We start from the raw sequence: 26,804 nt of genomic DNA on the forward strand, positions 1-26,804 counted from the left end.
CGGTCGGGCAAGGACGATCCAGCTTTGCCGTAAACAGCGGGTTACGGTGCCATGCTGACAGAAGATCGGAGCCCTGTGGCAACTCCAGCGAAGCCGGGCGTTTCGGCAGACCTGCGGGTGCGGGTCGACCAGGATGCCTGCACCGGCGACGGTCTGTGCGCGCAACTCGCTCCCGCCGTCTTCGAGTTCGACGTCGACGGTCTGGCCTACGTCAAGGACAGCGCGGGCGAGCTGCAGACGCAGCCCGGCGCCTACGTCCCGGTGCCGCTGCCGCTCGTCGACGCGGTGGTCGACGCGGCCGACGAGTGTCCGGGGACGTGCATCTACGTGGAACGCCCCGACGGCACGCTGGAGGCCGGCGGGCCCGTCGRCTGACGATGGGCCCGGCCGGCCGGCACACTCGCGACCACGGCCTGCCCCATGGGACCCCATGGGAATGGCCTGCCCCATGGGACCCCATGGGATACGTCACATCGGCTGGATCGTCGCCGACCCTGGGTCGGCGTCCCGGGATCGGTCGGTCTCGGCCCTGGGCTCGGTCTCGGCCCTGGGCTCGGGGGCGGTCTCGGAGGCGGGATCGATCCCGATCGGCGCGCCCTTCGCCGGCCGGCGGCGGCGCACCGGAGGAGTGACCCCCTCGGCGAGGCGCCGCGCGGTCACCAGGAAACCGGTGTGGCCGACCATGCRGTGGCCAGGCCGCACGGCCAGACCCTCGACGTGCCAGTCCCGCATTATCGACTCCCACGCCGCGGGCTCCGTGAACGTGCCGTGCGCCCGTAGCGTCTCGACGATCCGGGAAAGCTGGGTGGTGGTAGCGACGTAGGCACAGACCACCCCGCCGGGCACCAGCGCCGCGCTGACGGCGTCAACGACCTCCCAGGGCGCGAGCATGTCGAGGACGGCCCGGTCGACGTCACGCTCGGTTGTCTCGGCCAGCTCCCCGACCAGYACGGTGTGGGCGGGATGCGGGCCGCCGAAGAACGCCTCGATGTTGCGCCGGGCAATCTCGGCGAAGTCCGCGCGCCGCTCGTAGGAGACCAGACGCCCGCAGTCGCCGATGGCACGCAGCAGCGAGCACGACAGCGCCCCGGACCCGACGCCGRCCTCTAGCACCCTGGCGCCCGGGAAGATGTCCGCGTAGGTGACGATCTGCGCCGCGTCCTTGGGGTACACCACGGTCGCCCCGCGCGGCATGGACAGCACGAAGTCGACGAGCAGCGGGCGCAGCGCCAGGTAGTCGGTACCACCCGTGCTGGTGACGACGATCCCCTCCGGCCGGCCGAGCAGGGCGTCGTGCTCGACGGCTCCCCGGTGGGTGTGAAACTGCCTGCCCGGTTCGAGGACGACGGTGTGCCGGCGCCCCTTGGGATCAGTCAGCTGCACCCGGTCACCCTTGGTGAACAGGCCTCGGCGATGAGCGGCGCCGGTCGGAGGCGGAGCGTAACCGCCGGCCAGGGACGGCACCTGCCCCGGGGACACCGACTCGTCGGGCGGGGCGCTCACCGGGACGCCACCATGCGGGCGGCGGCGRCCGGATCGATACGGGCGACGAGATCCACCATCGCGAGCACGCCGACCGGGCGGCCCGCCTGCTTGACGAGGTACTCCGACGCCGRCACCCGCTGCACGGCCGCCAGCAGGGCCTCGCCTTCCAGATCGGCGTCGAGGACCATGCCGGGCGAGATCACCCGACTCACTTCATCCACGGTCATCCAGGGTCTCCGATGCTCCGGCAGCGCGTCGACCGCGGAGCCATTCATGATCTTCAGGGGGCTGCCGTCACGGTCGATCACCGCGACGGCGGTGGCGCCGACCTCCTGAGCTCGCCGCAGCGCCTCCGCCAGCGGAACGGCACCCTCGACGGGCAGCGTCCGGCGCGCAAGGCGACCGGCGCACAGGCCGGGCAGCCGCTCCCGCACCTGCGCGGCGCGCAGCGACTGGTAGGCCGCGAACGCGAGGAAGCCCGCCAGAGCATAGGTGTACACCATGCCGATGCCGTCGGAGGTCGACGCACCCCAGACGACCAGGCCGGCGGCGACGACGAACCCGCCGTAGGCACCGGCCCGCAGCCCCCGCAGCTTGTCGCGCGTCAGACCCCACACCGCGGCGACGACCACCCGTCCACCGTCCAGCGGGAGGCCCGGTGCCAGGTTGAAGAGGAACAACGCGGCGTTGATGAGTCCGAGATCGTGCAGGACCGCGGCGGCGTCGCTGGTGTCGTCGAGGCCGAGCAGGCCGAGGTGACAGCCGGCGGCCAGCACCCCGTTGACCGCCGGGCCGACGAAGGCGATCAGGAACTCGCGGCCGGCGCTGCGGGGCTCCGGCTCGAACTCGGTGAACCCGGCGAAGCCGTGCAGGGTCACGGACCGCACGGTGTGACCGAACGCCAGCGCCGTCAGAGCGTGACCGATCTCGTGGGCGAGCAGGGAGGCCAGGAAGCCGATAGAGATCAACGAGGAGAGCGCGAGGATCCGCCCGTCGGACGCCAGCGGCAGCCGGTCGCGGATCGAGCCGGAGAGCAGGTAGGCGACRAGGACGGCGAAGACGAGGGCGAACGGSGAGATGACGATGGGAACACCGCGGATCCGCCCGACCGGCACGCCGGGGGGTCGCTCACTCGGAGCCTGCCCCGCCGGGCCCGCGCCGCCGTGGGCGCTCGAACCCGCGCCGCTCGAACCCGCGCCGCCCGAACCCGCGCCGCCGTGCTGATCCGCCATGGATCCGATGCTACGGACCATACCCCGACCCGTCGTCCGGGACCGAGTGGCGAAGATGTCGGTAGGGGGATCTAGGGTCCAGGACATGACCTCGACGCAGCGCTCTCCTGCCATCCCGGGATCGGTGGCGTCGGCCGCACCCCGGCCGTTGATCGGTTCGCTGTCACCGTCGCGGGCGGCGGACTTCGTCAACTGTCCGTTGCGCTACCGGTTCCGGGTCGTCGACCGGCTCCCCGAGCCGCCGAGCGAGGCCGCGACCCGCGGGACCGTGGTGCACGCGGTCCTGGAGAAGCTGTTCGATCTCCCGGCGTCCCGGCGTACCCTGCAGGCCGCGCGGGAGCTGGTCGAGCCGGCCTGGGATACGGTGCGCGCCCGCGAGCCGGCGGTCGAGGCGCTGTTCGGTGGCCGCGACGAACTGGCGGCGTGGTTGGAGTCGGCCCGCGAACTGCTCGCCGGATACTTCGCGCTGGAGGATCCGTCACGGCTGGCGCCGGTGGCCCGCGAGCTGTACGTCGAGCACGTGCTCGACTCCGGCCTGCGGCTGCGGGGCTACCTGGACCGGCTTGACGAGGCGACCACGGCGCAGGGACCCGCCCTGCGGGTGGTCGACTACAAGACCGGCCGCTCGCCCGGCCCGGCGTTCGAGAGCTCGGCGATGTTCCAGATGAAGTTCTACGCCCTGCTGCTCTGGCGGATCCGTGGGGTGATCCCGCGCGAGCTGCGGCTGTACTACCTCGGTGACCGCACCTGGCTGCGGGCCACCCCCGACGAGGCCGACCTGCGGGCCGCCGAGCGACGGATCGAGGCCCTGTGGGCGGCGATCGACCGCGCGCACCGCACCGGGGACTGGCGCGCCACCCCGAACAGACTGTGTTCCTGGTGCGACCATCAGGCTCGATGCCCAGCCTTCGGCGGCACCCCACCACCGCTACCGCAGCAGACATCCGCGGTGCCGCTCGACGAGACCGCCCCCGCCGTCTGCGAGGCGGACGGCTGATGGCGGTCTTCAGGCCGGACCCCGTCCGGACCCCGTTCCCCGCGGACAGCCCGTTTACGGTGCCGGCATCCTCAGCTCGCCGGCGGCGGTGGCTCCACCGGGCGTCCTCGGAGGCATGCCATATCGCCCGATCACCAAAAGTAATATTGGTCGGACCTTCAATACTGCCGGCGGTACAGTCAGCGACGGCGAGATGCCGATCATCGTTCGGTCGTTGGGGAGATCGACCACGGTAGCCGAACAGCCGTCCCAGGTCAGTCGGGGCCGAGCGCAGGCAGGGCAGGCACGACGTGTCGAGAGGGACCGTGTCGAGAGGGACACGGCGCGCCGCGAGGGAGAGGACATCACGATGGCCCGACGGACCGGATCGTCCCGAGGCGGGAAGCGGGGCGCGGTCGCGGGCAGCCCGCCCGGCCGAGAGGACCGCGGGTCGCGGCCCGGCGAGTACGGTGCCGGCCGTGACGGCCGGGTTCCCGAGCACCCGGGCGGCCGGCGAGAAGACGGACCGGACGCCGCACCCGCGGCCCGCGCCGCCAGGCTGACGAAGGTCTACGGCTCCGGTGACACCACCGTCACGGCACTGCGCGAGATCGACCTGGCCTTCCCCCGCGGCCGATTCACCGCGATCATGGGGCCGTCCGGGTCGGGGAAGTCGACGCTGATGCACTGCCTGGCCGGGTTGGACACGGTCACCCGGGGACGGGTCTTCATCGGCAACGTGGACCTGTCCCGGCTGTCCGACAAGCAACTGACCCGGTTGCGTCGCGACCGCATCGGGTTCATCTTCCAGCAGTTCAACCTGCTGCCCACGCTGACCGCGGCCGAGAACATCACGCTGCCGTTGAGCATCGCCGGGCGTTCGCCGGATCGGGCCTGGATGCGCACCGTCATCGACGCGGTCGGTCTCGCACCGCGGTTGAAGCACCGGCCGAGCGAACTCTCGGGCGGTCAGCAGCAACGGGTCGCCTGTGCGCGGGCCCTGGTCACCCGGCCGGAGATCATCTTCGCCGACGAGCCGACCGGCAACCTTGACTCCCGGTCGGGAGCCGAGGTGCTGTCGTTCCTGCGTGACTCGGTCTCCGAACTCGGGCAKACGATCGTCATGGTCACCCACGACGCGACGGCGGCGTCCTACTCGGATGAAGTGATCTTCCTTGCCGACGGTCGACTCGTTGACGCGATCGCGAACCCGACCGCGGAGGAGGTGCTGGACCGGATGAAGCACCTCGACGCCGCCGCGGGCGGCTTGGCGGCCGACGGCGAGATCGCCGACGACCGGGACGACCATAACGACACCGACGGTCGCTACGGGCCTGCCGGTGACTACGACGACTACGCCTACCCGGACCAGGCCTACCCGGACCAGGCCTACCCGGACCAGGCCTACCCGGACCAGCCGACCTACGGGCGAGACGAGCACGATCCCTACCAGGGCCACTACCCGGAGCGGCGCACCGGCCAGTTCGAGGCGATCCCCGCCCCGGACCTCGGGCCCGACGCCGGTGGGCAGCCGGCGTCAAGGCGGGTCGGCGGCACGCGCCACGGCGAGGAGTACTACTCCGGCCGCTCCCACCACCGGCCGGTGCCGAGGCCTGGCGGCGGGCCTCCGCTCACCGACCCCGGCCGTGTCGACGGCGGGGGGGACAGTTACCACCCGGACGGCACGGAGCCGGCGGGCTGGGCCTGAGCCGATGCTGCGCGCCACCCTCAAGAGTCTGCTGGCCCGCAAGGTCCGGCTGGTGCTCTCCATGCTGGCGGTCGTCGCCGGGGTGAGCTTCGTGACCGGGACCCTGGTCCTGACCGACACCCTCAACCGGACGTTCGACACCCTCTTCGCCGACATCAACAAGAACGTCAGCGTCGCCGTGCGCTCGGTCAACGCCATCGACCCGACGAGCGACGTCGGCCGCCCTCCGCTGCCGGCCTCGCTCGTCTCCACCGCCGCCGGAGTGGACGGGGTGCGGGTGGCGGTCGGCAAGGTCAAYGGCCAGGCCGTCCTCGTCAACCCGGCCACCGGCAAGCCCTCGAACACCAACGGTGCGCCGGGGATCGGTATCAACTGGACCGGGGGTCAGCCCACCTCGGCGGAGGAGATCGCCGAGGGTCGCCCGCCCGGCCCCGGAGAGATCGTCGTCGACCGGGCGACCGCGAAGAAGCTCCATCTGTCGCTCGGGGCAAAGATCTCGGTGCAGACCAAGGGTCCGCCCGCGCGGTACACCCTGGTCGGCACCTTCCGGATCGGCGGTCAGGACAGTCTCGGGGGCGCCGCCGTCACCGCGTTCGACACCGCCACCGCCCAGCGGGTCCTGCTCGCGCCCGACCGGTTCAGCGCGATCCACCTGGCCGCCGGGCCCGGCCTGACCCAGGAGGAGCTGCGGGCCCGGGTCGCCGCCGCACTCCCACCGGGTGTCGAGGCGATCACCGGCAGGCAGTTGGCGGACGAGAGCGCCAGCGCTGTGCAGAACGCCGTCAGCGGCTTCTCCACCTTTCTGCTGATCTTCGCCGCCATCTCGGTCTTCGTTGGCGCCTTCATCATCTTCAACACCTTCACGATGCTCGTCGCCCAACGGGTGCGGGAGCTGGCCCTGCTGCGAGCAATCGGGGCGAGCAAACGTCAAGTCCAGGTGTCCCTGCAGGTCGAAGCGGCACTGGTCGGCTTCGCCGGGGCCACTGTCGGCCTGGTGTCCGGCGCGGGGCTCGCGCTGCTGCTGCGCGTCGCCGTCGGTGTGTTCGGCGTGGCGCTGCCCAGCGGTGCGCTGGTCTTCCGCCCCCGCACCGTCGTGATCGCCTACGCCGTCGGCGTGCTCATCACCGCCGCGGCGGCGTTCGTGCCGGCCCGCAAGGCCGCGTCGGTGCCACCGATCGCGGCGATGCGGGAGACCTACGTGCTGCCGACCCGCTCGCTGCGCTCCCGGGCGATCGCCGGGTCGGTGCTCACCGCGCTCGGCATCGTCCTGCTGATCCTCGGCACCGCCTCGGCGGGCAAGCCGGGAGCCACCGCCGTCGGGGTGGGCGCGGCGGGGATCTTCCTCGGCGTCGCCACCCTCTCACCGCTGCTGTCCRGACCGATCACCCGGGTCCTCGGCGCACCGTTGGCGAGGATGTTCGGGGCCACCGGCCGACTCGGCCGGGAGAACGCGATGCGCAACCCGCGCCGGACCGCCTCCACCGCCTCCGCGTTGATGATCGGACTCGCCCTGGTCAGCRCCTTCTCCGTGCTCGGACAGTCGATCAAGGAGTCGGTGCGGGAGACGGTGTCGAACAGCCTCGGTGCCGACTTCTACCTGACCCCGCAGAACTTCGGGCAGGGATTCAGCGGTGAGGTGGCTCGCGAGCTGGCCGGCAAGCCCGGCATCGAGATCGCCACGGGTCTTCGGGGCGGCCTGGTGAAGATCTCCGGGCAGAGCTCCCAGGTGCTGGCCGGCGACCCAGCGGGCCTGGTCAAGATGCTGGCCATCAAGGAGGTGACCGGTGACGTCCACGCCCTCGGCGACGGCACGATCCTGGCCGAGGACTCCACCGCCGCGGACCACCAGCTACGGGTGGGGCAGAAGGTCCCGGTCACCTTCGCCGACGGCCGCGCGGAGCTGACTCTGGTGGGCACGTACCAGAAGAGCCAGGTGGCCGGCAAGTGGATCATCTCCACGAGCKAGTTCGCCCGGCACTCCACCGATGACCTCGACCTGTTCGTCCTGGTGAAGAGGGCGAGCGGGGCGGACCCGGCGATGGTCCGGGCCGAGATCGCCACGGTGGTCAAGTCGTTCGCCACGGTGGAGGTCCGGGACCAGTCCGAGTTCGTCGCACAGCAGGAGAAGCAGGTCGACCAGCTGCTCGGGTTCATCTACGTGCTGCTGGCCCTGGCGGTCATCATCGCACTGTTCGGTATCGTCAACACCCTGGCGCTCTCDGTAATCGAACGGACCCGGGAGATCGGTCTGCTGCGTGCGGTCGGCATGACGCGGTCGCAGATGAGGCTGATGGTCATCCTTGAATCAGTGATCATCTCGGTCTTCGGAGCCGTGCTGGGCGTCGTCGTCGGGAGCATCTTCGGCTGGGCGCTGACGAAGGCGCTGGCCTCCCTGGGAATCAGCACGTTCGCCTACCCGGTACGGACGATCCTGCTCGTGGTCCTCACCGGGGCGATCCTCGGCGTGCTCGCCGCTGTCTTCCCCGCCCGGCGCGCCGCTCGCATGGACGTCCTGCGCGCCATCTCCGCCGTCTGACCCACCCAACCCCACACCCCMTCCGACGCCGTTCGGGGGACCTACGCCCGGTCTTCGCCCCCAAAACCGTGCCTTACTCCCCCAAGCTCGTATCCAGGGCGGCTGGGGCGAAGGGACGGGCTGAGGCGGGGGGTGGTGAGGGACTCCATAAGGTCCGGGGTGACGTCGTGCAGGCTCGCCAGGAGCGCCGCAAGCCCGGCGGGCACCGGCTCGCCGCGAGCCGCGACGCCCGAGGCCTCCAAGGCCCCCGAAGCCTCCAAGGCCCCCGAAGCGGTCAGGTCGAGCAGATCCGGCATGGACGGGATCATGATGGTCGCGCACCCGGCCGCCACCCCGGCGCGCGCTCCCGACGGGCTGTCCTCCAAGACGACGCAGCGAACCGGGTCGACGCCGAGCACCCGGGCGGCGGTCAGGTAGGGCTCCGGGTCCGGCTTGCGGCGAGTGACCTCATCGCCGGCGACCGTCACGGCGAAGAACTCGTCACCGACGACGTGCAGCACCGGCTCCATCAGGTCGCGGAAGGACGAGGAGACCAGCGCGGTCGGGACACCCGCCGCTCGCAGCGCGACGAGCAGCTCCACCGCCCCGGGCTGCGGGACGATCGCACCGGGCTCGCGGAACAGCTCGGCGGAGCGGCGCAGCAGGAACTCCGCCGTCGGCGCCACGTCGGACGCCGGCAGGCCGAGCATCGACACCATGAGCGGCACGGCGGTGTCGATGCCGTGGCCGATCATGGCTCGTTTCATCGCCGGGGTGAACTCGCCGCCCAGCCGCGCCGCCGCCTCGTGCTCGGCGATGGTCCAAATCGGCTCGGTGTCAACGAGCAGGCCATCCATGTCGAAGAAAACCGCCGCAAGGCTYCCCACGTCCACTCCTAGCTCAGGTAGCTCGGTAGCTCAGGGTCGTCCGGCCGCACGGTGCCCGGTTGACCGCACGGTGCCTACGTGGCCGCGAAGTACTTCGCCTCCGGGTGGCACAGGATGATCGCCGAGGTGGACTGCTCCGGCACGAGCTGGAACTCCTCGGCGCGCGACGGGCCGTCGCCGTCCTCGARATTCACCGAGTCGAGGCAGAGGCTGGCCGCCTGCAACAGGGGGCCCATGGCGCCGTCGGCCACCAGCACACGCTCGGTCAGGACGGACACCAGATCACCGCGCACTGGCCAAGAGTACCGGGACGGGTTTCTCCTACCACCGGTACGGTTTACCCTCCCGTCCGGACGCCTCCGAGGATGTCGGCCACGGGYACGACGGTGATCACGGTACGGTGATCACAGCATGGTGATGATTGCGGGGTGGGAATGCCGGACGCGTCCCGGCGGGTTGCCCACGGCACGGTCGCGGGTGGCACGGTCGCGGGTGGCACGGTCGCGGATGGCACGGTCGGGGTGGCACAGCTGCGGGAACGGAGGCGTGACGTCGGACCGCGCGGGTGTGCTCGGCGCGGCGGTCCGCACAAACACGGGCTGGGGCACGCCGGTCCGGCGGCGGCCCTGGGCCGGGCCGTTCGCATTCCCGCGACGGCGGGTATCCGTTCAGAGCCGATACGGTGCAGCCACCGCATCGATCCGGAATGGATGTCCGATCCGCCCGGGTCTAGCGCCATCGAGAGACCGAGGAAAGGCGTTCCCACGAGAACATCGGCAGACTGGACCAGCGTAGGTTCCCCGTGGACGACCAGTGGTCGTCCGCGGGTCACCGGCTCACGGGCCATAAGGGAGGCTGACGTCACGCATGTCGGCTCTGGGCAGGAGTCGTCTCCGTGAGGACGTACCGTTGCACTGTCACGGGGGCAGTGGGCCGCCGCGGGGCGGCAGGAGGTGGTAGGTGATCGAGTTCTCCGGCGTCGGTCAACTACGGTCGCCGGTCGTAGTAGCCGCCTTCGAAGGGTGGAACGACGCGGCCGATGCCTCGTCCGCCGCCGTCGAGCATCTGGAGACCGCCTTCAAGGCCCGTGTCATCGGTGCTATCGACCCCGACGACTACTACGACTTCCAGGTGAACCGACCGACGGTGAGCGGGACCGACGGGGCCTCCCGGAAGATCTCGTGGCCGACCACCCGCCTGTCGGTGGCGCGGCCGCCGAAGTCCGAGACGGACCTGGTGCTGATCCGCGGGCTGGAACCGAACATGCGCTGGCGTGGGTTCACCGACGAGCTGATCGAGGCCGTCCACGCCCTCGGCAGCGACATGGTGATCTCCCTCGGGGCGCTGCTCGCYGACTCGCCGCACACCCGGCCGGTCCCGATCAGCGGAACCGCCGGGGACGCGGCAACGGCTGCCCGACTCGGGCTGGAGCCGTCCCGTTATGAGGGGCCGACCGGCATCGTCGGCGTCTTCGGGGAGGCATGCGCACGGGCCGAGCTCGCCTCGGTGTCGTTCTGGGCGGCGGTGCCGCACTACGTGGCTAACCCGCCCTGTCCCAAGGCGACCCTCGCGCTGCTGCGCCGAGTGGAGGACCTGCTGGACATCGAGATCCCGCTGGGTGACCTTCCCGAGCGGGCGAAGGCGTGGGAACGGCAGGTGGACGAGCTCGCCGCCGGGGACACCGAGGTCGCCGAGTACGTCCGTTCGCTGGAGTCACGCGAGCCCGAGACGGCGCTGCCCGAGGCCAGTGGGGACGCAATCGCCCGGGAGTTCGAACGGTACCTGCGCCGTCGCGGCCAGTAAAGGCCGGTAAGAGAGCCGGCCCGGTAGAAGAATCGGTAGAAGAAGGAAAGGGGGCGAGGGTACGCCCGGGCCGGGAGCCCAGGGCGCACCCCGCACCTCCACCGGGCCACCCTTCTCCTCGACGATCTCGCTACTCCTCGACGATCTCGGCGTCGATGATGTCCTCGTCGGCGCCACGGCGGAACGGCACGTTCGCCGAGTTCGTGACCGGTTCGCGCGGAGTGGGCGGGGTGTGGGATTCCGCGTCCGCGACGTCGGCCTGACGATGCCGGCCCGGGGAACGCCGCCCCGGGCCGGCGACGCGACCGGTCGCCCACGCGGTCTCGGAAAGATCCGACGCTCCCGCACCGCCCGCGGGGACCGCACCGCCCGCGGGAAAACCGGCAGGACCGGCTCCGCCCGGCGTCCCAGACGTGCCCGACGTCGTCGGCGCGGCCGCACCCGCCCGGGCCAGGTCGGTGACCGCCCGGTCCACCTCGTCGGAGGCCAGGACCCCCCGCAGGCGCAGCATCGCGCCGATGATCTCACCCTGCTGGTGACGCAGCGCCTCGAGCGAGGCGGTGCACCGGGCGATCTCCACCTCCAGCTCGGCATGCCGCTCCCGGGCGAGCCGGCGGCTCTCCTCCACGGCGTCGAGGAGGAGCTTCTCGGCCTGTTCCCGAGCCTCCCGCACGATCGGGTGGTTCGCCCCGGCGTCCTCGATCACCTCTTCCAGCGCCGCCTCCGCGATCTGGCGGGCGCCCGTGACGATCTCCTCGGCCTCCTGCTGGGCGATGGTCAGCATCTGGCCGATCCGACCGCCGGCCTGCGCGGCCAGGCCCTCGACGCCCATGTTCGCGCTGCGGGCCCGCTCGTGCTTCAGGGCGCTTTCGGCCGCGGCCGCGCGCGAGGTCACCTGGCTGGCGTAACGCCACAGCGTGGCCAGGTAGTCGTCGACCTGATGAGGGTCGTAGCCATGCGCGACCTCGTCGAAGGCGGGCCGTTCGGTCGCTGCCCCGGGATCCRCCCGGCGATGGTGAGCTCCCATCCTCAGCTCCCTCTGGGTCTGACGGGTTCAAGGTCTACGCCCAGCAGTGTGTCAACGAGGCGCCGCACGAGTGCGGGCGCCTCCCCCCAGGCGGGCACGTCACCGCCAGAACCGCGAACCGGACCCCCCTGATGGGTGGGATCCGGGCCCGCACCGGCGGAGCCGCCCGCATCAGCGAGCGCGGCGCCGACCCAGGCGTCCACCGCGGCGACGGCACCCGGGGCGTCGAGGTCGTCGGMGAGCCGCTCACGCACGGCGGCGAGCAGTCCCATGGCGTCAGGCCCGGTGGGCAGGGCGACGGCGGCCCGCCACCGGTTCATCCGGTCCACGGCGTCGTCGAGCAGGCCCGGCGTCCACTCCCAGTCCTCGGTGTGCCGATGATCGAGCAGGGCCAGCCGCAGGGCCGCCGGATCCACCCCGGCCCGGCGCAGCCGGGAGACGAACTCCAGGTTGCCCCGCGACTTCGACATCTTGTGGCCGTCGAGGCTCACCATCGCGGTGTGCACGTAGCTGCGGGCGAACGGCCGGATGCCGGCGGCGACCTCGGCGTGCGCCGCGCTRCACTCGTGGTGCGGAAAGCTCAGGTCGGTTCCGCCACCCTGGATGTCGATGACCCCGCCGAGATAGTGGCGGGCGATGGCGGAGCACTCGATGTGCCAGCCGGGCCGGCCGGGGCCGAACGGCGAKGGCCAGGACGGCTCGCCGGGGCGGTGGGCGCGCCACAGCAGCGGATCGAGGGGGTCCTTCTTGCCGGTCCGGCGCGGGTCACCCCCGCGCTCGGCGCAGATCGCCAGCATCTCGGCCCGGCTGAGATGCGAGATCTCCCCGAAGGCGGGTGCGGTGGCGATCGAGAAGTACAGGTCGTCGTCGACCTGGTAGGCCGCGCCCCGGTCGACGAGCTCCACCACCATGTCGACGATCATCGGGATGGCCTCGACCACCCCGACGTAGGCGTCCGGCGCCAACATCCGCAGCGCGGTCATGTCCTCGCGGAACAGGTCGATCTCCCGGTCGGCGAGGGCCCGCCAGTCCAGCCCGTCACGGGTGGCTCGCTCAAGCAACGGGTCATCGACATCCGTTACGTTCTGTACATAGTGGACGTGATGCCCGGCGTCTCGCAGCACACGCTGCGCGAGGTCGTAGGTGAGGTAGGTGAAGGCATGCCCCAGATGCGTCGCATCATAGGGCGTGATGCCACACACATACAGCCTTGCGGTGACGGCCGGCGCCAACTCGCGTACGCTCGACGTGGCCGTATCGAAGATCCTCAGTGRCTTCCCGTGACCGGGAAGAGRACGTATCGGAGGAGATGGCCACGCCTGCATGCGTGTCAGAGTAACCGCGAACCGACTCTCCGGCGGGCACAAGGAGAGTAACCGCAGCGTAGCCGACAGCATCCCAAGCCGATCCACCTCGGGTCACCGACGGTGACATCCCATGTTCTCCCGCACCTGTATCCGCACCGGTGACCCGCCCAGAACCGGAACCCGCTCAGAACCGGAACCCGCTCAGAACGGCGGCCAGGGGATCGCCGGCCAGTCCCCCGAGGGCAACGGGAACCGGCCCTCGGCCAGAAGCCCGTCGACCCGCACGGTGAGGGCGTCGACCTCGGTGACCGTGAGCAGCTCCTCGAGCCGGTCCCGGAAGGGGCCCGCRAGCGCCTCACGCAGGTCGTCGAGCAAGGCGGTCTCCTCGGCGTCGAGCCGCCTTCCCCGCCAGGTCCACAGCAGGGTGCGCAGCTTGCCGTCCGTGTGGAAGGTCACACCGTGATCGATGCYGTGAATCCGGCCGGAGGGCGCCGGCAGCAGGTGCCCACCCTTGCGGTCGGCGTTGTTGATGACGACGTCGAACAGGGCGATCCGGCGCAGCTGGGAGTCGTCGGACCGGGTCAGCGCCACCAGGTCCACGGTGACGTCGGTGTCGATCCACAGCTGCACCATGCCCTCGCCGAACGGGCCGTCACGCAGAATGGTGGGCGGGACGATGCCAAGCCCGAGCTGCTCGGAGACCTCGTAGGCGGCCAGCTCGCGGGCGGCGAGGGTGCCGTCCGGGAAGTCCCACAGGGCGCGTTCGCCGCGGACCGGCTTGTAGACGCAGCGGCCGGTCAYCCCGTCGGCGCAGATGTCGCAGCAGAGCGTCGTGTTGCTCGCGTCGACCAGCCGGGCGGTGATCTCGAGGTCACCGCGGCGAAGGAGGTCGAGGGCGGCGGGGGCGTCGAGGCCACCCCCGTCGATCGGATGCAGTGGCGGTCGCCACCCCGGAGTGGAACTCGCCGCGGAGACGCCCATCACCTCAGTCTGTCCGGTCCGGCAGGGTGATGTCACCGGACCGGACGGTGAGCGACATCTCTCCCACACCGTCCGGCCTACCGGACCACACCGCTATCACGAACCGCACCGCTACCACGAACCGCACCGCTACCACGAACCGCACCGCTACCACGAACCGCACCGCTACCACGAACCGCGCACCCGCGGCGGGCGGGCCCGGCGCCCCTCGCCGGCCGCATCAACGCAGATGACCGTTCTGGCGCGGGCAGACGTGACCGTCGTCCAACGGCTGCCCGCACAACGGGCAGGAGGGCCGGCCCGCGGCCAGGACCCGCGCCGCGCGCTGCACGAACGAGCGCGCCTGCTCGGACCCCAGCAGGACCCGGACGGCGTCCGGCCCGTCGGGATCGTCGGAGAATCCGACGATCGAGTCGGCCAGGCCCGTCGCCTGCGCCTCGATGACGACCCGTCCGCCACGCGGATCCCAGCCGAGCGCGATCGTCGCGGCCTGGAACTCCTCGTCGATCGGCAGATCGAGCGGGGACAGGTCGGGGTCGGCCGGGGCGGGCTCGGGCGGCGGCGTCGCGCCGCGGCGGCCCAACTCGTCGAGCAGCTCGGTCAGCTGTTCGGCAAGCAATGCGACCTGTGCCTTCTCCACCGCGACGGTGACGACCCGCGCCCCGTCGCGGGCCTGCAGGTAGAACGATCGGGCGCCGGGAAGGCCTACGGTGCCCACAACGAACCGCTGCGGCGGGTCGAAGACGTGTATCCGGCGCGGCATGCCCGATCAGCCCGTTCCACCACCGGCGCTGGGACGGAAACCGCCGGCACCGCCACCGATCACCTCGTCCACGTCGAGCCCGCTGGACCCCGGCGACTCCGGCGGCTCCGGCGACTTCCGGGACCCGGGAGACGACGCCGCGGCGTCGGCGGCCCCGGCGGAGCCCTCTGCCCGGGGTAGCGGCGGTGGGAGGAGCTCGACGACGTCCCCGCCGGTGTCGTTGATGCGCCGGACGAAGGGGCGGCGCTCGTTGTAGCGGATCACGGTCAGGGAACAGGGATCGACGGTGATCCGGTGGTACATGTCCAGATGCATGCCCAGGGCGTCGGCGACCACCGTGCGGATCACGTCGCCGTGCGAGCACAGCAACCAGGTGGCGTCCGGGCCCAGCCGCTCGTTCCACTCCCGCACGGCGCTCACCCCACGGGCCTGCGTGTCCCGTAGTGCCTCACCCTCGGGACCGGGGAAGACGACCGCGCTGGGATGGCTCTGCACCACCGCCCAGAGCGGATCCTTCGCCAGGGTCGCCAGTTCCTGCCCGGTCCAGTCACCGTACCGGCACTCACCGAGCCGCTCGTCGATCTCGACCTGCCGCGGACCGCCCGGGCTGGCCTCGCTGACCGGACRGCGTCCGGCGATCGCCGCGGCCRTCTGGCGGCAGCGGTCGAGCGGGCTGCTGACGATCGCCGCCAGCGGGATGTCCGCGAGGCGTCGCGCCAGGTCCGACGCCTGGCGGCGGCCACGGTCGTCCAACCCCACGCCGGGCGTCCAACCAAGCAGGATCTTGCCGGTCACGGCGGTCAGGCCGTGGCGGACCAGCAGGACTGTGGTCAACCGGTCCGTCCCTTCTGTTGCTGACRCTCACTGTCTCCGCCGGGCCGGACGCACGGGTGGGCCCGGACGCACGGGTGGGCCCGGACGCGCATCGGTCGGAACACGCGACATCGCCTTCCTACAGCCATGCCGCCACAGCGCCGTCCCGGATACCACGCTACCCAGCGGGCTACAACAGCGGCGGAACGGTTCGTCGTTACGCTTCCCGGCATGCCGGACGAGTACACGACCGCTTCCACCACGGAGCCCGACGCGGTCGGCCCGCAGGCACGAGCGGACCCGCAGCCAGCGGACCCCGAGGAGGTCTTCGCCGCGTTCTGCGGGGCGGGGCTGTGGCCGGGGYTGGGCCGCACGACGGCCGGCCGGCTGCCCGCGGCCGGGATCACCCGGCCCGACCACGTCGACGTCGGCCGGTTGGGCACCGTCGAGGGGGTCACCGGGCCGCGGGCCCGGCGGCTCGCCGACAGCTTCCGCGCCGTGGCGGGCACGTACGCGGTCGTCGAACTGCTCGTCGCCGCGGATCTTCCGGCCCGGCTCGCGCGCGGGGTGACCGACCTGCTGGGACCCGCGTCCGCCGACCTCCTGCGGGCCGATCCGTGGATGCTGCTGACCGCCGCCGACACCGAGATCGCCCAGGCCGACCGGTTCGCCCGCCGCCGCGGTCTGCAGCGCGACGATCCGCGCCGGGGCCCGGCGGTACTCACCCATCTGCTCGGCCGGGCCGCCTCCCGGGCCGGGGACACCGCGGGCCCCGTGCAGGCGGTGCTGCGTGCCGCCGCGCGCGAGGGGGTGGCCGATCCGAGCGCGGCGCTGACCGTGGCGCTCGACGACGGGCGGATCATCACCGTCGGCGACCGGATCGCGCTGGAGCGGTACGCGATGGCCGAGCAGTCCGTCGCGGACGGCATCGAACGGCTGACGGCGACCGCCGAGCCGCTGCGCGCGGGCGCCCCCAGAGCCCGCCGCCGACCCGATGACGGGCCTGGGTACGACGGGCCTGGGTACGACGGGTTGGGATCCGTCGACGACGACGATCCGGCGGGGCGGGCCGTGTCCGCATGGGCCGCCACCGCCCCGCCTCCTACGGCGCTGACGTTCGACGACGACAAGGATGACGACAAGGACGGGGGGGACGAGAGCCCCCTCGGCGCCGATGGCACCGAGGGGGACACGAACCGGGACGCCGCCGCGGCGGGCCGCGGCGGACCCGCAAACGACGGCGGACCGGCAAACGACGAGGTGGTGACCGGGCTGGACGAGCTCCAGCTCGCGGCGGCGCGCGCCGCGCTGGAGTCCGGCGTCAGTGTGCTCACCGGTGGGCCGGGAACGGGCAAGAGCCGCACGGTCGCGGCCGTCGTACGACTGGCCTGGGCGGCCGAGGCGGTCGTCGCACTGGCCGCGCCGACCGGACGGGCTGCCAAACGCCTCGAGGAGCTGTGCGGGGCGCCGGCGAGCACCCTGCACCGGCTGTTGCAGGCCCAGGGGCGCGGCAGCGGGTTCGCGCGCGGCGAGCACAACCCGATCGACGCCGACCTCGTCGTCGTCGACGAGGCGTCGATGCTCGACGCGGAGCTCGCCGCCGCGCTGCTCGACGCCTGCGCGGACGGCACGCACCTGATGTTCGTCGGGGACCCGGCCCAGCTGCCGAGCATCGGACCGGGGCAGATCCTCGCCGACCTGCTCGAGTCCGGTGAGGTCCCGGTGACCGAGCTGCGGCGGCTGTACCGACAGGCTGACGGCGGCGCCATCGCGACGATGGCCGCCGCGGTACGCGGCGGGGAGCTGCCGCCGCCGGGGCCTGGCCGGGAGGTCGTGGTGGTGCCGTCCGGCAGCTCCGGCGAGGCTGCGCATCGCACCGTCCAGCTCGTCACCAACTCCATCCCCCGCGCGCTCGGCATTCCCGTCGCGGACATCCAGGTCGTGACCCCGGTGCACGCCGGTCCGGCAGGCACCACGGCGCTCAACACCGCGTTGAAGGGCACGCTGAACCCGGGCGGCGGCRCCGTCTCCGGGTTCGACATCGGGGACCGTGTGGTGGCCACGGCGAACCATATCGACGTCGGGTTCGCCAACGGCGAAATCGGCACCGTCGTCGCGCTGGGCGAACGCGGTGCGCTGCGGGTCGCGTTTCCCGGCGGCGTCGTCGAGGTGCCCGCCGGTGTCCTCGGTGATCTGCGGCACGGCTGGGCGGTGACGGTGCACCGCGCGCAGGGCAGCGAGTGGCCCGCCGTCGTCGCCGTGTTCCCGCCGGAGGCCGGCCGGATGCTCACCCGTCCGCTGATCTACACGGCGCTGACCCGGGCGCAGGCCCACCTGTCGATTGTGGCCGTGAACGGCCCGGCCATCCGCAACGCCGTGCGGAGCTCGGGCGGACGGCGCCGCACGACGCTGCTCCCGGCTCYGCTCGCCGGGCAGACCGCCGGCGGCTTCGACGATCCCGACGAAGATCCCGACGAAGATCCCGACGGGGGGCCGGACGGCAGGCCCGATGGCGGATCCGACGCGCGGCGGGCGGGCGGCGCGACCGCTGGGGAGGCAGCCCGCGTACGGGACGGCGACGAACGGATGACAGTCTGAAGTGTCGGGGCGTACATCCCCGCCAGCAGGCGACTGCGGCCACCCGGCGGAAGGCGGTTCTCTGACAGGAGGCAAGATCGTGGCAGACGAGGGGGCATGGTGAACGTAGACGCATCCGGGAGTCCAACCGTCGGCCAGGACACCGGATCCGGGCCGGCGGTGCTCTCGGGTCCCCGCCGCCCCCAGGCGCCGGTGGACGTGACCGCGACCGCGGTCGTGGCCACAGCCGCGAACAGCGCCACAGCCGCGAACAGCGCCACAGCCGCGAACAGCGCCACAGCCGATGTCACGACCGGGACGGTCATCACGCCCGGGACCGCGCGCACGACCACCGCCGTGGCGCGGATCGCGGCGGCCAGCCCGCAGCTGCTGGTAGTCGCTGTCATACTCGCCGTTGCCGCCGGCGCGCTGATGCGGTTCGCCACCCCCAGCCATCTGTGGCTCGACGAGTCGTTGACGGTCGCYATCGCCTCGCGCCCCGTCCCACAGCTGCTCGACGCGCTGCGGCACGACGGCTCACCGCCGCTGTACTACCTGCTGCTGCACGCCTGGATCGCGGTGTTCGGCGACGGGGACGTCGCCGTCCGGGCGTTGTCCGGGGTGCTGTCGCTGGCGACGCTGCCGGCGGCGTGGCTGGCCGGACGGCGGGTGGGCCGGACGGCCTTCCAGGCCGGCAACGGTGGCCGCGACGCCGACGCCTGGGTGGGCTTGGCGACCCTGCTGATGTTCGCCTGCTCTCCCTACGCGATCCGCTACGGCAGCGAGACGCGGATGTACTCGCTGGTCGTCCTGTTGGTGCTGGTGTTCGGGCTCGCGACCGTGCGGGCGCTGGAACGCTCCGAGCCGGCACGGCTGGCGATGCTGACGCTGGCGACCGCCGCCCTCGTCTACACCCACTACTGGACGTTCCTGCTGATCTTCACCGTGGCGGCGTTCATGCTGCTACAGGCCCGGCGGCGACCCCAGTACCGGCAGGTGACCCTGCGGGCCTTCGCCGCGATGGCGGCTTCCGCCGTGCTGTTCGCGCCGTGGATGCCGTCGTTCCTGTTCCAGATGCTGCACACCGGAACGCCCTGGGCGCCCAAGGTGCAGGCCCAGGTGCTGCTGGACACGGTCTTCGACTGGGCCGGCCCGACCTCCACCGGTGCGCTGCTCGGCATCGTGCTGCTCGGGGGCGCGCTCATCGGCCTGACCGCGCGTCCGGACGGGCGGGAGCTCGCGGTCAAGGTCTCCGGCCGGGTGCCGGGCCGTTACCTGGCCGCGATCTGGCTGGYCCCCCTCGTCCTGGCCTACTGCGTGAACATGTTCGGCGGCAGCGCATATGCCGAGCGCTACACCGGCATCGCCCTGCCGGCCTGCCTGCTGCTCGCCTCGCTCGGCATCGCCCAACTGCCGGGCCGGCGGGTGCGGGCCGGGGTACTGATCGTCGCCTCGCTCAGCGGCCTGCTCGGCGGGTGGCAGCTCGCCCGGACCGAACGCACCCAGGCCGGGGAGATCGCGGGCCGGATCGTCGCGCTGGCCCGGCCGGGAGACGTGGTCGCCTACTGCCCGGACCAGCTCGGCCCGGCCGTGCACCGGGCAATCGAACGGCACGGCGAAGTCACGGTACGGGAGATCGTGTACGCGGACAGTTCCGGCCCGGCGCTCGTCGACTGGGTCGACTACGCCGACCGGATGAAACGGGCGAACGGCACCAGCTTCGCGGCCGAGGTCAACGAACTGGCCGGCCCCGGCCACGCCGTGCTGCTCGTCCGCGCGGACGGTTACCGGTTCCTGGAGGGCGCCTGCGCCGTGCTGTCCGACCAACTCGCCACGCTGCGCGACCGCACCGTGCAGGTCGAGCGGCGCAACCTGTACGAGGGCGCGTCGCTKGAACGGTTCTCCACGCTGCGCTGACCGCCCGCGCGGGCGGGGTCGTCAACGGCGCGGGCGGGGTCGTCGACGGCGAGGGCCGCGACGGCCAGCACGAGCAGACCCATCGGCAACGTGTAGTGGTTGAAGAAGGTCTGCTTGTTCATCAGGTTCAGGGTGAGCAGGACCAACGCCGCCCCCAGGCAGAACCCGGTGGCGTCCCCGCGAGCCCGCCAGGCCGCCGTGTAGGCACCGAGGAGGGCGACCGCGGTCGAGCCGAATCCGAGCGTGACCCCGAAATGCGACGCCAGGCCCGGCAGGGACAGCGAGTGGGCGAGCACCTCGTAGTGGAGGTTCGTCCAGACCGCGTCGTCGAGAAAGTCCCGGGGACCGGCCAGCACCCAGGGGGCAACGAGGAGCGCCGCCGCGGCCGCGGCCGAGGCCGTCCGGCGGGGCCCGAACGCGGGGTAGCCCRCCGCCAGGGGGATCAGCAGCGCGACGTGCTGTTTGGTCGCCAGGGCGAGCGCGAACGTGACGACCGCCACCCGTCCCCGCCCGCTCGTCGACGCCCACACCGTCGCCGCCAGGCACGCCACGAGCAACGGCTCGGTCCAGGACTGCTGCAGGGCGTACATCGACTCGGGGAACACGACGACCAGCAACGGCAGCGCGGCCACCGCCGGCGCCGCGGGTGCCCGTCCCGCGACCGCGCGGATCAGGACCGCCGCCACCGCCAGGGCCAGCAGCAGGCCGTAACGGACGTCACCGAGCAGAAGCCGGAAGGGAGCCAGGAGCACGGACGTGACCGGTAGATAGGGGTAGACGTCGAACAGGCCGTCGACCGGGTACTCGGCCCGGCTCGGCGCCCATTGCTGCCGGTACATGTCGGCCCCGTGCGGCAGGCCGGCCGCGGAGACCTGGAGCAGGTGGAAGACGTCGATGCGGGGCGTCGGCGCGGCGCGGATCGTAGCGACGCCCGCCGCACAGGCCAAGGCCAGGACCAGCCAGAACACCCACGGAGAGGCGAGCACATCGAGCCGGCCCCGGCCCCGGTGGTGCTCCCGGCCGATCCGACGCCCCCGGCCGACGTGGTGCAGCATGACCATGATCGACCCGGCGGCGAGCAGGCCCGCGAGGATCGCGAGCACGTCCGCCGCCGTGGCGAACCGGCCGGCGGCGTAGTAGCGGGGACGGCGCACGAGCGGCGCGACGCCGATCACGACCGCCACGAGCAGCCACGCCCCGAACCACCCGCGCGGGCGCACGGCCACGGCGGTGCCGGCGGTGCTGCTGGTGCCGGCGGTGCTGCTGGTGCCGGCGGTGCTGCTGGTGCCGGCGGTGGCCACGACCGCCAGGACCACCGCCGCGAAACCTACCAGGACACTCGACAGCGCCCAGGCGCCGTACCGACCGTCCTTGGCCGCGATGCCACCGGCCACCGCGCACCAACCGACCAGAATCGCCGGCATCACCCGCCCCGGAGGAACCGGCCCGTCCGGGGGAGGCGAGGTCTGCGGTGCCCGTTGGCCGGGTATCGACAATCCCATGTGCGCACGATGCCAGAGCCCCACCCGATCAGGCGGCGCGGAGGCGCGTTATGGGAATAGGGCGGACGTATAACGGATCATCGCATCGTGTCGGGGCGAGGGGGTGCGGACAGGTCGAGGGGGTGCGGACGGGTCTCCGCTCGCGCCATGCAACACTTGCGACCCAGGACCGGTCCCAGGGGCCCGGCGTCCCGGTGGCGCGATGCCCGGTGTCCGTCCACCCGAGTGACCATGAGTGTGTGTTGAGGAGAGGTCCGGCACAGTGACCGAAAAGCCAGAGGTAGTCGTCATCGGAGCCGGACCGGCAGGTCTGACCGCCGGTTGGGAGCTGGTGAAACGGGACGTCCCCGTGACGATTATCGAGGGTGACTCGGTCGTCGGCGGAATCAGCCGTACGGCCCAGCGTGAAGGTTGGCGTTTCGACATCGGCGGCCACCGCTTCTTCACCAAGGTTCCCGAGGTCGAAAAGCTCTGGCACGAAATCCTGCCGGACGAGGACTTCCTGCTGCGCCCCCGATCGAGCCGCATCTACTACAACGGGAAGTTCTTCGACTACCCACTCAAGGCGGGAAACGCGCTCGGCGGGCTTGGCCTGGTCGAGGCGGCGCGCTGCATCGCCTCCTACGCCGCGGCCCGGATCCGGCCGCCGCAGGACMAGAGCAACTACGAGAACTGGCTGGTGGCCCGTTTCGGCTGGCGGCTCTACCGCACCTTCTTCAAGACCTACACCGAGAAACTGTGGGGCGTTCCGGTGAGCGAGATGCCCTCGGACTGGGCCGCGCAGCGCATCAAGAGCCTGTCCATGATGAACGCGATCGTGAACGCGGTCCTACCGAAGCGGAACCAGAAGGAGATCACCTCCCTCATCGAGGAGTTCCAGTACCCCAAGTACGGGCCCGGAATGATGTGGGAGACCGCCACCGACAAGATCATTAAGCAGGGTGGCCGGGTGGTCTTCGAGGAGAAGGTCCGCAAGATCCACCATGCCGACGGCCGCGCGACCGGCGTCACCACGACCGYGACCGGCGGGTACGGCCCAGGGGCCGGCGCCCCGGAGTCCTCGCGCTCCGACCTCGGCAGCGAGTACCAGTACCAGGCCGACGAGATCATCTCGTCGATGTCGTTCTCCTCCCTCGTCCGGGTGATGGACCCGCCGGCACCGGCCCACGTGCTGGCCGCGGCGAACGCGCTGAAGTACCGCGACTTCCTCACCATCGCCCTCGTGGTGCCGGCCTCGGCCGCTTTCCCGGACAACTGGATCTACATCCACTCCCCCACCGTCAAGGTCGGCCGGATCCAGAACTTCGCCTCCTGGTCGCCATTCCTGGTCAAGGACGGGCGTACCTGCCTCGGCCTGGAGTACTTCGTCTTCGAGGGTGACGAGACCTGGAACGCCTCCGATGAGGAACTGGTCGCGCTCGGGACGAAAGAACTCGTCGAGCTGGGTCTGATCAGGGCCCAGCAGGTGGAAGAGGGTTTCGTCGTACGCATGCCGAAGGCATATCCATACTACGACCTACACTACAAGAAGAACGTCGATATCATCCGCGCCTGGCTGGCCGAGAACACGCCGAACGTCCACCCGGTCGGCCGTAACGGCATGCACCGTTACAACAATCAGGACCACTCGATGCTCACCGCGATGCTCACGGTCCAGAACATCATCGACGGCACCAAGCACGATGTGTGGGAGGTCAACGTCGAGGAGGATTACCACGAGGAGGTTTCGTCGCCGGCCCGGGGCATCRCCCGGTCCTGACGGAGGATTCGTCCGGAGCACGGATTCATCCGGGACGGGTTCGTCCGGGGCACGGGTTCGACGGACGCCGCCACAATGTCAGGCGCGTTGTCGGGCAGGTTGTCGGGCAGGTTGTCGGGCGCGTTTCACCGTCGGCGCCCGCTCCACTTCCGGGGCCGGCCGGCATGGCCGGGGACGTACCCGGTATTACCGGGTACGGATCGGATGGGTGATGGGACGGGCCGCGTCCCATCACCCATCCGGAACATCATCGAGGCGTAGGGGCGCGCCACGCGAGACTGGTACCGGATGCGGCCCTGCCCGGCCGGCCGATCGTCTACCGGCCGGCCCGTCGCAGTCCKGTCAATGTGGACGGAAGGGACTGACCGTGACGGATGTCGCGGTCCGGCCGGCGGAGCAGATCCCCGAGCCGGTCGACCAGGTCGGGAACGCATCCGGCCGTGCGGGACGGATCTTCACCGCGGTGATGGGAGTGCTCCTCGCCGTCTCGGTGATCGTGCGGTTCACCGCCAGCCAGGCACTCTGGCTGGACGAGGCGCAGAGCGTCGCCATCGCCCGCCTGCCCCTGCGTGGGTCGGCCTTCACGATGTGGGACGGCCTGCTACGGGACGGCTCACCGCCGTTGTACTACCTGGTGCTCCACGGCTGGATCAAAGCGTTCGGCGAGGGCACCTTCGCGGTCCGCTCCCTGTCCGCGCTGATCAACATCGGTGCGGCGTGGCCGCTGTTCCTGCTCGCCCGCCGCGTGGTCGGCGAGCGGGCGGCGCGGGTCAGCGTCGTGCTGTACCTCACGTCGCCGTTCGCGTTGTACTTCGGGACCGAGACCCGGATGTACAGCCTCATCGTGTTGCTCACCGCGTTGGGTGGACTGGCGTTGGAGCGCGTCCTGCGGGCACCGTCGATCAGATCGACGATCGCCCTGGCGCTCTGCGCGGGAGGCCTGGCGCTGACCCATTACTGGTGCCTCTACCTGCTGCTCACGGTCGGAACGTGGCTGGTCCTGCTGCTGGTGGCCCGTCCGTGGTGGGTCGCGCGCCAGATCCGGCGCGGGGCGGGCGCGGCGGACCCGGCGGGTGTGCCGGGCGGCATGACCGCCTCGGCGAACGATCCGGGCCCGACAGGTGTACCCGGATACCGTTCCGCCCCGGGAAGCCCGGGAAGCCCGGGAAGCCGGGGCCGGGGCGCCCCCCACAGTCACCGGACACCGACCCGTTTCCTCACCCCGCAGCGGCGGGGGCCGGTCTTCGGGCTGCTCGGCATCGTCGGTGGCGGGCTGGTCTTCGCCCCGTGGCTGCCCGACTTCTTCGACCAGCTTGCCCACACCGGCACCCCCTGGGGCGAGCCCGCCAGCTATGCCGCGATCTCCCACGCCTACGGCCAGTGGGCCGGCGGCCCGACGACCCTGGGTCGCCTGTTGCTGTTCCTGATCACCGGTCTCGCCGCCGCCGGCATCGCCGGCCGGCCCGCGGGTAGCCGGTTCATCCTTCTCGATCTGCGTGGTCTCGAACCGGGTCGGACCCTGTTCCTGCTGGCCACCGGCACACTCGTCGTCGCGGTGACGGCGGGCAAGGTGGTCGGCAACGCCTGGGCCGACCGGTACACCGCCACCGCCTTCGTGCCGTTCCTGCTGGTCATCGGGCTCGGCGCGACGATCATCACCGATCGGCGGGTGTTCCATGGAGTGGTCGCCGTCGCCGCCCTGACCGGTCTGCTCGCCGGGACCTCCGACATCCACCGGGAGCGGAGCCAGGCCACCGAGGCCGCGCAGGTCCTCGAGCGGACCGCCCGGCCCGGTGATGTGATGCTGGTCTGCCCGGACCAGCTCGGACCGGGCCTCGCCCGTACCGTGCCGAACTGGATGAAGGTGTACGTCGTGCCGACCTACRCACCGCCGGATCGGGTCGACTGGGTCGACTACGAGCAGCGCAACGAATCGGCCAACGGGGTCGCGATCGCCCGGCGCGCCCTCGCCGAGGCCGGTCCGGAACACACCGTCTTTCTCGCCGGTTCCGGGTCATACCGCACCTACGAGGAGCTGTGCACGGTGGTGCGCACCACCCTGCAGGAGGCCCGGCCACTCGCGGACGAGGTCATGAAGCAGGGTCTGCCGGCCAAGGTCTACGAGAACTACGCGCTGCTGYGGTTCCGGGCCTCTTGACCGCGACCGAGGCCCTGCCGGATGATCATCGGGTAGGTGGCGGCATGGGCGGCCGGCATGCGGCCACCCGCTGGGAGGACCGCTGGCAACTGCGCGAGGTCGTGCTCGCCTGGCTCGCGGCCCGGCTGGCGGTCGGTGCGGCCCTGGCGCTGACCAGGTACATCGCCGACAACGCCCGCGGGCAGCAGGGCGCGCAGCTGAGCACCACCGACCTGCTCGGTTGGGACGCCGGGTGGTACAAGACGATTGCCGAGGTCGGGTACAGCGGCGCTGGGGCCGAGAGCCGCCGGTTCTTTCCCCTGCTGCCGCTGCTCGTGCGGGGGTTGTCGAAGCTGCCGGGAGCCGACGCCCACGTCGGCGTCGTGCTCCTGGTCGTGGTCAACGTGTGCGCGTTGGTCTTCGCGCTGCTGCTGGTGGGGCTCGCCCGGTTCGAGGGGTTCGCCCCGGAGGCGACCACCCGGCTCATCTGGCTCGCCGCGCTGGCTCCACCCGCCTTCGTCCTGGTCATGGGGTACGCCGAGGCACTCGCCGGGCTGCTGGCCGTGGCGGTGTTCCTCGGTGCCCGCAGCGGGCGCTGGGAACTGGCGGCCGTGGCCGGCCTGCTCGGCGGCCTGTGTCGCCCCCTCGGTCTGATCCTCGCGGTGCCGGTGCTTCTCGAGGCGGCCCGGGGGCTGCCTTGGCCGCTCGTCCGCCGGCTCGGCCCCGGCCCCGGCCCTGGCACGCCGGCCACCACGCCTACGGCTGGAACGCTCACCGCCCGCGACGGGCTGCGTCGACTACTCGCCGTGCTCGCCCCGGTGGCCGGCGCCGGCATCTACCTGCTGTGGTCGGCGCACTCCTACGGTGACGGGCTGGCGCCGTTCACGCTGCAGCGCGACGCGGCACGTCACGGCAGCAGCTCGAACCCGCTGGCGGTGCTGTGGGACGCGGCGCGGGGCGCCTTCTCCGGCGAGCTGGGCACGGCGCTGCACGTGCCGTGGCTGCTCCTGGCGCTCGTGGGGCTGGTGGTCATGGCGCGCCGGCTGCCAGTGTCGTACCCGGTGTGGAGCGCCCTGGTCCTGGCTGCCGTGCTGACCGGCAGCAACCTGGACTCCGCCGAGCGGTACGTCTACGGGGCGTTCCCGTTCCTGCTGGTCGCCGCGCTCGTCACCGCCCGGCGGGAGATCTTCACCTTYACGCTCGCCGCCACCACGGCCGCGATGACCCTCTACGCGACGCTGGCCTTCACCCTCTCCTACGTGCCCTGACCACCGGCCGTGCCCTGACCACCGGCCGCGCGTCGGTGGATGGCGCGCTGGGMCCGCATCATCTCGCGAGCGCTTCCAGAAGCCCTTCCAGAAGATGGCGATACGGTTAACGTAGAGGGGGACCGCACGATGATCGGTCGCCATCCC

Annotated in this window: 19 protein-coding genes; 10 read left to right on the plus strand and 9 right to left on the minus strand. The window is 71.7% G+C overall.

Features of this window, described 5'->3' with window-relative positions; translation table 11 throughout:
• Positions 1-51 precede the first annotated feature (51 nt).
• A complete protein-coding gene (locus CcI156_RS13645) occupies positions 52-375 on the plus strand; it encodes a ferredoxin (protein WP_076806044.1) in 324 nt (107 codons plus the stop codon).
• A gap of 93 nt (positions 376-468) precedes the next feature.
• On the opposite strand, the gene CcI156_RS13650 is transcribed toward CcI156_RS13645, so the two are convergent.
• Together CcI156_RS13650 and CcI156_RS13655 are read right to left on the minus strand one after the other, a co-directional pair.
• Entirely contained in the window at positions 469-1,455 is a 987-nt protein-coding gene (locus tag CcI156_RS13650) for a tRNA (adenine-N1)-methyltransferase (protein WP_139341503.1), read from the minus strand.
• A 44-nt stretch (positions 1,456-1,499) separates the two neighbouring features.
• Entirely contained in the window at positions 1,500-2,717 is a 1,218-nt protein-coding gene (locus CcI156_RS13655; protein WP_083718531.1) for a site-2 protease family protein, read from the minus strand.
• An 85-nt stretch (positions 2,718-2,802) separates the two neighbouring features.
• Here CcI156_RS13655 and CcI156_RS13660 point away from each other — a divergent pair, with 85 nt between their 5' ends.
• The 3 genes from CcI156_RS13660 to CcI156_RS13670 all read left to right on the plus strand — a co-directional run bounded on the left by CcI156_RS13660 (position 2,803) and on the right by CcI156_RS13670 (position 7,937).
• Positions 2,803-3,714 (plus strand): PD-(D/E)XK nuclease family protein, encoded by a 912-nt coding sequence (locus CcI156_RS13660; RefSeq protein WP_023841067.1) that lies wholly within the window; start codon positions 2,803-2,805, stop codon positions 3,712-3,714.
• Between the two features lie 349 nt (positions 3,715-4,063).
• Positions 4,064-5,401: an ABC transporter ATP-binding protein gene (locus CcI156_RS13665; protein ID WP_076806048.1), complete on the plus strand. Its 1,338-nt coding sequence runs from the start codon at positions 4,064-4,066 to the stop codon at positions 5,399-5,401.
• Between the two features lie 4 nt (positions 5,402-5,405).
• Positions 5,406-7,937, plus strand: a complete 2,532-nt coding sequence (locus CcI156_RS13670) for an ABC transporter permease (RefSeq protein ID WP_076806050.1) — start codon at positions 5,406-5,408, stop codon at positions 7,935-7,937.
• A gap of 41 nt (positions 7,938-7,978) precedes the next feature.
• Here CcI156_RS13670 and CcI156_RS13675 read toward each other — a convergent pair whose 3' ends face one another.
• Together CcI156_RS13675 and CcI156_RS13680 are read right to left on the minus strand one after the other, a co-directional pair.
• Entirely contained in the window at positions 7,979-8,773 is a 795-nt protein-coding gene (locus CcI156_RS13675; RefSeq protein ID WP_371681805.1) for an HAD family hydrolase, read from the minus strand.
• Positions 8,774-8,877: 104 nt separating this feature from the next.
• Positions 8,878-9,081, minus strand: a complete 204-nt coding sequence (locus CcI156_RS13680) for a hypothetical protein (RefSeq protein WP_076806052.1) — start codon at positions 9,079-9,081, stop codon at positions 8,878-8,880.
• Between the two features lie 682 nt (positions 9,082-9,763).
• On the opposite strand from CcI156_RS13680, the gene CcI156_RS13690 reads away from it, so the two are divergent.
• The gene (locus tag CcI156_RS13690) at positions 9,764-10,606 is read left to right on the plus strand and encodes a PAC2 family protein (RefSeq protein WP_011437037.1); all 843 of its coding nucleotides are present in this window, start codon (positions 9,764-9,766) and stop codon (positions 10,604-10,606) included.
• Between the two features lie 130 nt (positions 10,607-10,736).
• Here the strand turns inward: CcI156_RS13690 and CcI156_RS13695 are convergent, their stop codons facing one another.
• From CcI156_RS13695 to CcI156_RS13715, 5 genes are all read right to left on the minus strand, one after another.
• Complete coding sequence (locus CcI156_RS13695; RefSeq protein WP_076806054.1) at positions 10,737-11,633, minus strand: DivIVA domain-containing protein; 897 nt, start codon at positions 11,631-11,633, stop codon at positions 10,737-10,739.
• 2 nt (positions 11,634-11,635) lie between these two features.
• A complete protein-coding gene (gene mshC, locus CcI156_RS13700) occupies positions 11,636-12,958 on the minus strand; it encodes a cysteine--1-D-myo-inosityl 2-amino-2-deoxy-alpha-D-glucopyranoside ligase (RefSeq protein WP_076806056.1) in 1,323 nt (440 codons plus the stop codon).
• Between the two features lie 183 nt (positions 12,959-13,141).
• The gene (locus tag CcI156_RS13705) at positions 13,142-13,921 is read right to left on the minus strand and encodes an SCO1664 family protein (protein ID WP_076806090.1); all 780 of its coding nucleotides are present in this window, start codon (positions 13,919-13,921) and stop codon (positions 13,142-13,144) included.
• 220 nt (positions 13,922-14,141) lie between these two features.
• Entirely contained in the window at positions 14,142-14,684 is a 543-nt protein-coding gene (locus CcI156_RS13710) for a DUF3090 domain-containing protein (protein WP_023841062.1), read from the minus strand.
• A 6-nt stretch (positions 14,685-14,690) separates the two neighbouring features.
• Complete coding sequence (locus tag CcI156_RS13715; protein ID WP_076806058.1) at positions 14,691-15,518, minus strand: histidine phosphatase family protein; 828 nt, start codon at positions 15,516-15,518, stop codon at positions 14,691-14,693.
• Positions 15,519-15,728: 210 nt separating this feature from the next.
• Here CcI156_RS13715 and CcI156_RS13720 point away from each other — a divergent pair, with 210 nt between their 5' ends.
• From CcI156_RS13720 to CcI156_RS13750, 5 genes are all read left to right on the plus strand, one after another.
• Positions 15,729-18,095, plus strand: coding sequence for an ATP-dependent RecD-like DNA helicase (locus CcI156_RS13720; protein WP_076806060.1), 2,367 nt, complete (start codon positions 15,729-15,731; stop codon positions 18,093-18,095).
• A gap of 99 nt (positions 18,096-18,194) precedes the next feature.
• A complete protein-coding gene (locus CcI156_RS13725; protein WP_076806092.1) occupies positions 18,195-19,991 on the plus strand; it encodes a glycosyltransferase family 39 protein in 1,797 nt (598 codons plus the stop codon).
• 1,764 nt (positions 19,992-21,755) lie between these two features.
• Positions 21,756-23,252, plus strand: a complete 1,497-nt coding sequence (locus CcI156_RS13740) for an NAD(P)/FAD-dependent oxidoreductase (RefSeq protein ID WP_076806063.1) — start codon at positions 21,756-21,758, stop codon at positions 23,250-23,252.
• Between the two features lie 367 nt (positions 23,253-23,619).
• Positions 23,620-25,410 (plus strand): glycosyltransferase family 39 protein, encoded by a 1,791-nt coding sequence (locus tag CcI156_RS13745; protein ID WP_076806064.1) that lies wholly within the window; start codon positions 23,620-23,622, stop codon positions 25,408-25,410.
• Positions 25,407-26,657: a hypothetical protein gene (locus CcI156_RS13750; RefSeq protein WP_175443435.1), complete on the plus strand. Its 1,251-nt coding sequence runs from the start codon at positions 25,407-25,409 to the stop codon at positions 26,655-26,657. Before CcI156_RS13745 ends, CcI156_RS13750 begins: the two co-directional genes overlap by 4 nt.
• Positions 26,658-26,804: the final 147 nt, after the last annotated feature.

The organism is Frankia sp. CcI156 (assembly GCF_001983015.1).
GTDB classification, from domain to species: domain Bacteria; phylum Actinomycetota; class Actinomycetes; order Frankiales; family Frankiaceae; genus Frankia; species Frankia casuarinae.

Excerpts from the sequence above, each read along its gene's own strand:
- CcI156_RS13660 (WP_023841067.1), top strand. The coding sequence starts at position 2,803 with ATGACCTCGACGCAGCGCTCTCCTGCCATCCCGGGATCGGTGGCGTCG.
- CcI156_RS13675 (WP_371681805.1), bottom strand. The coding sequence starts at position 8,773 with ATGGATGGCCTGCTCGTTGACACCGAGCCGATTTGGACCATCGCCGAG.
- CcI156_RS13710 (WP_023841062.1), bottom strand. The coding sequence starts at position 14,684 with ATGCCGCGCCGGATACACGTCTTCGACCCGCCGCAGCGGTTCGTTGTG.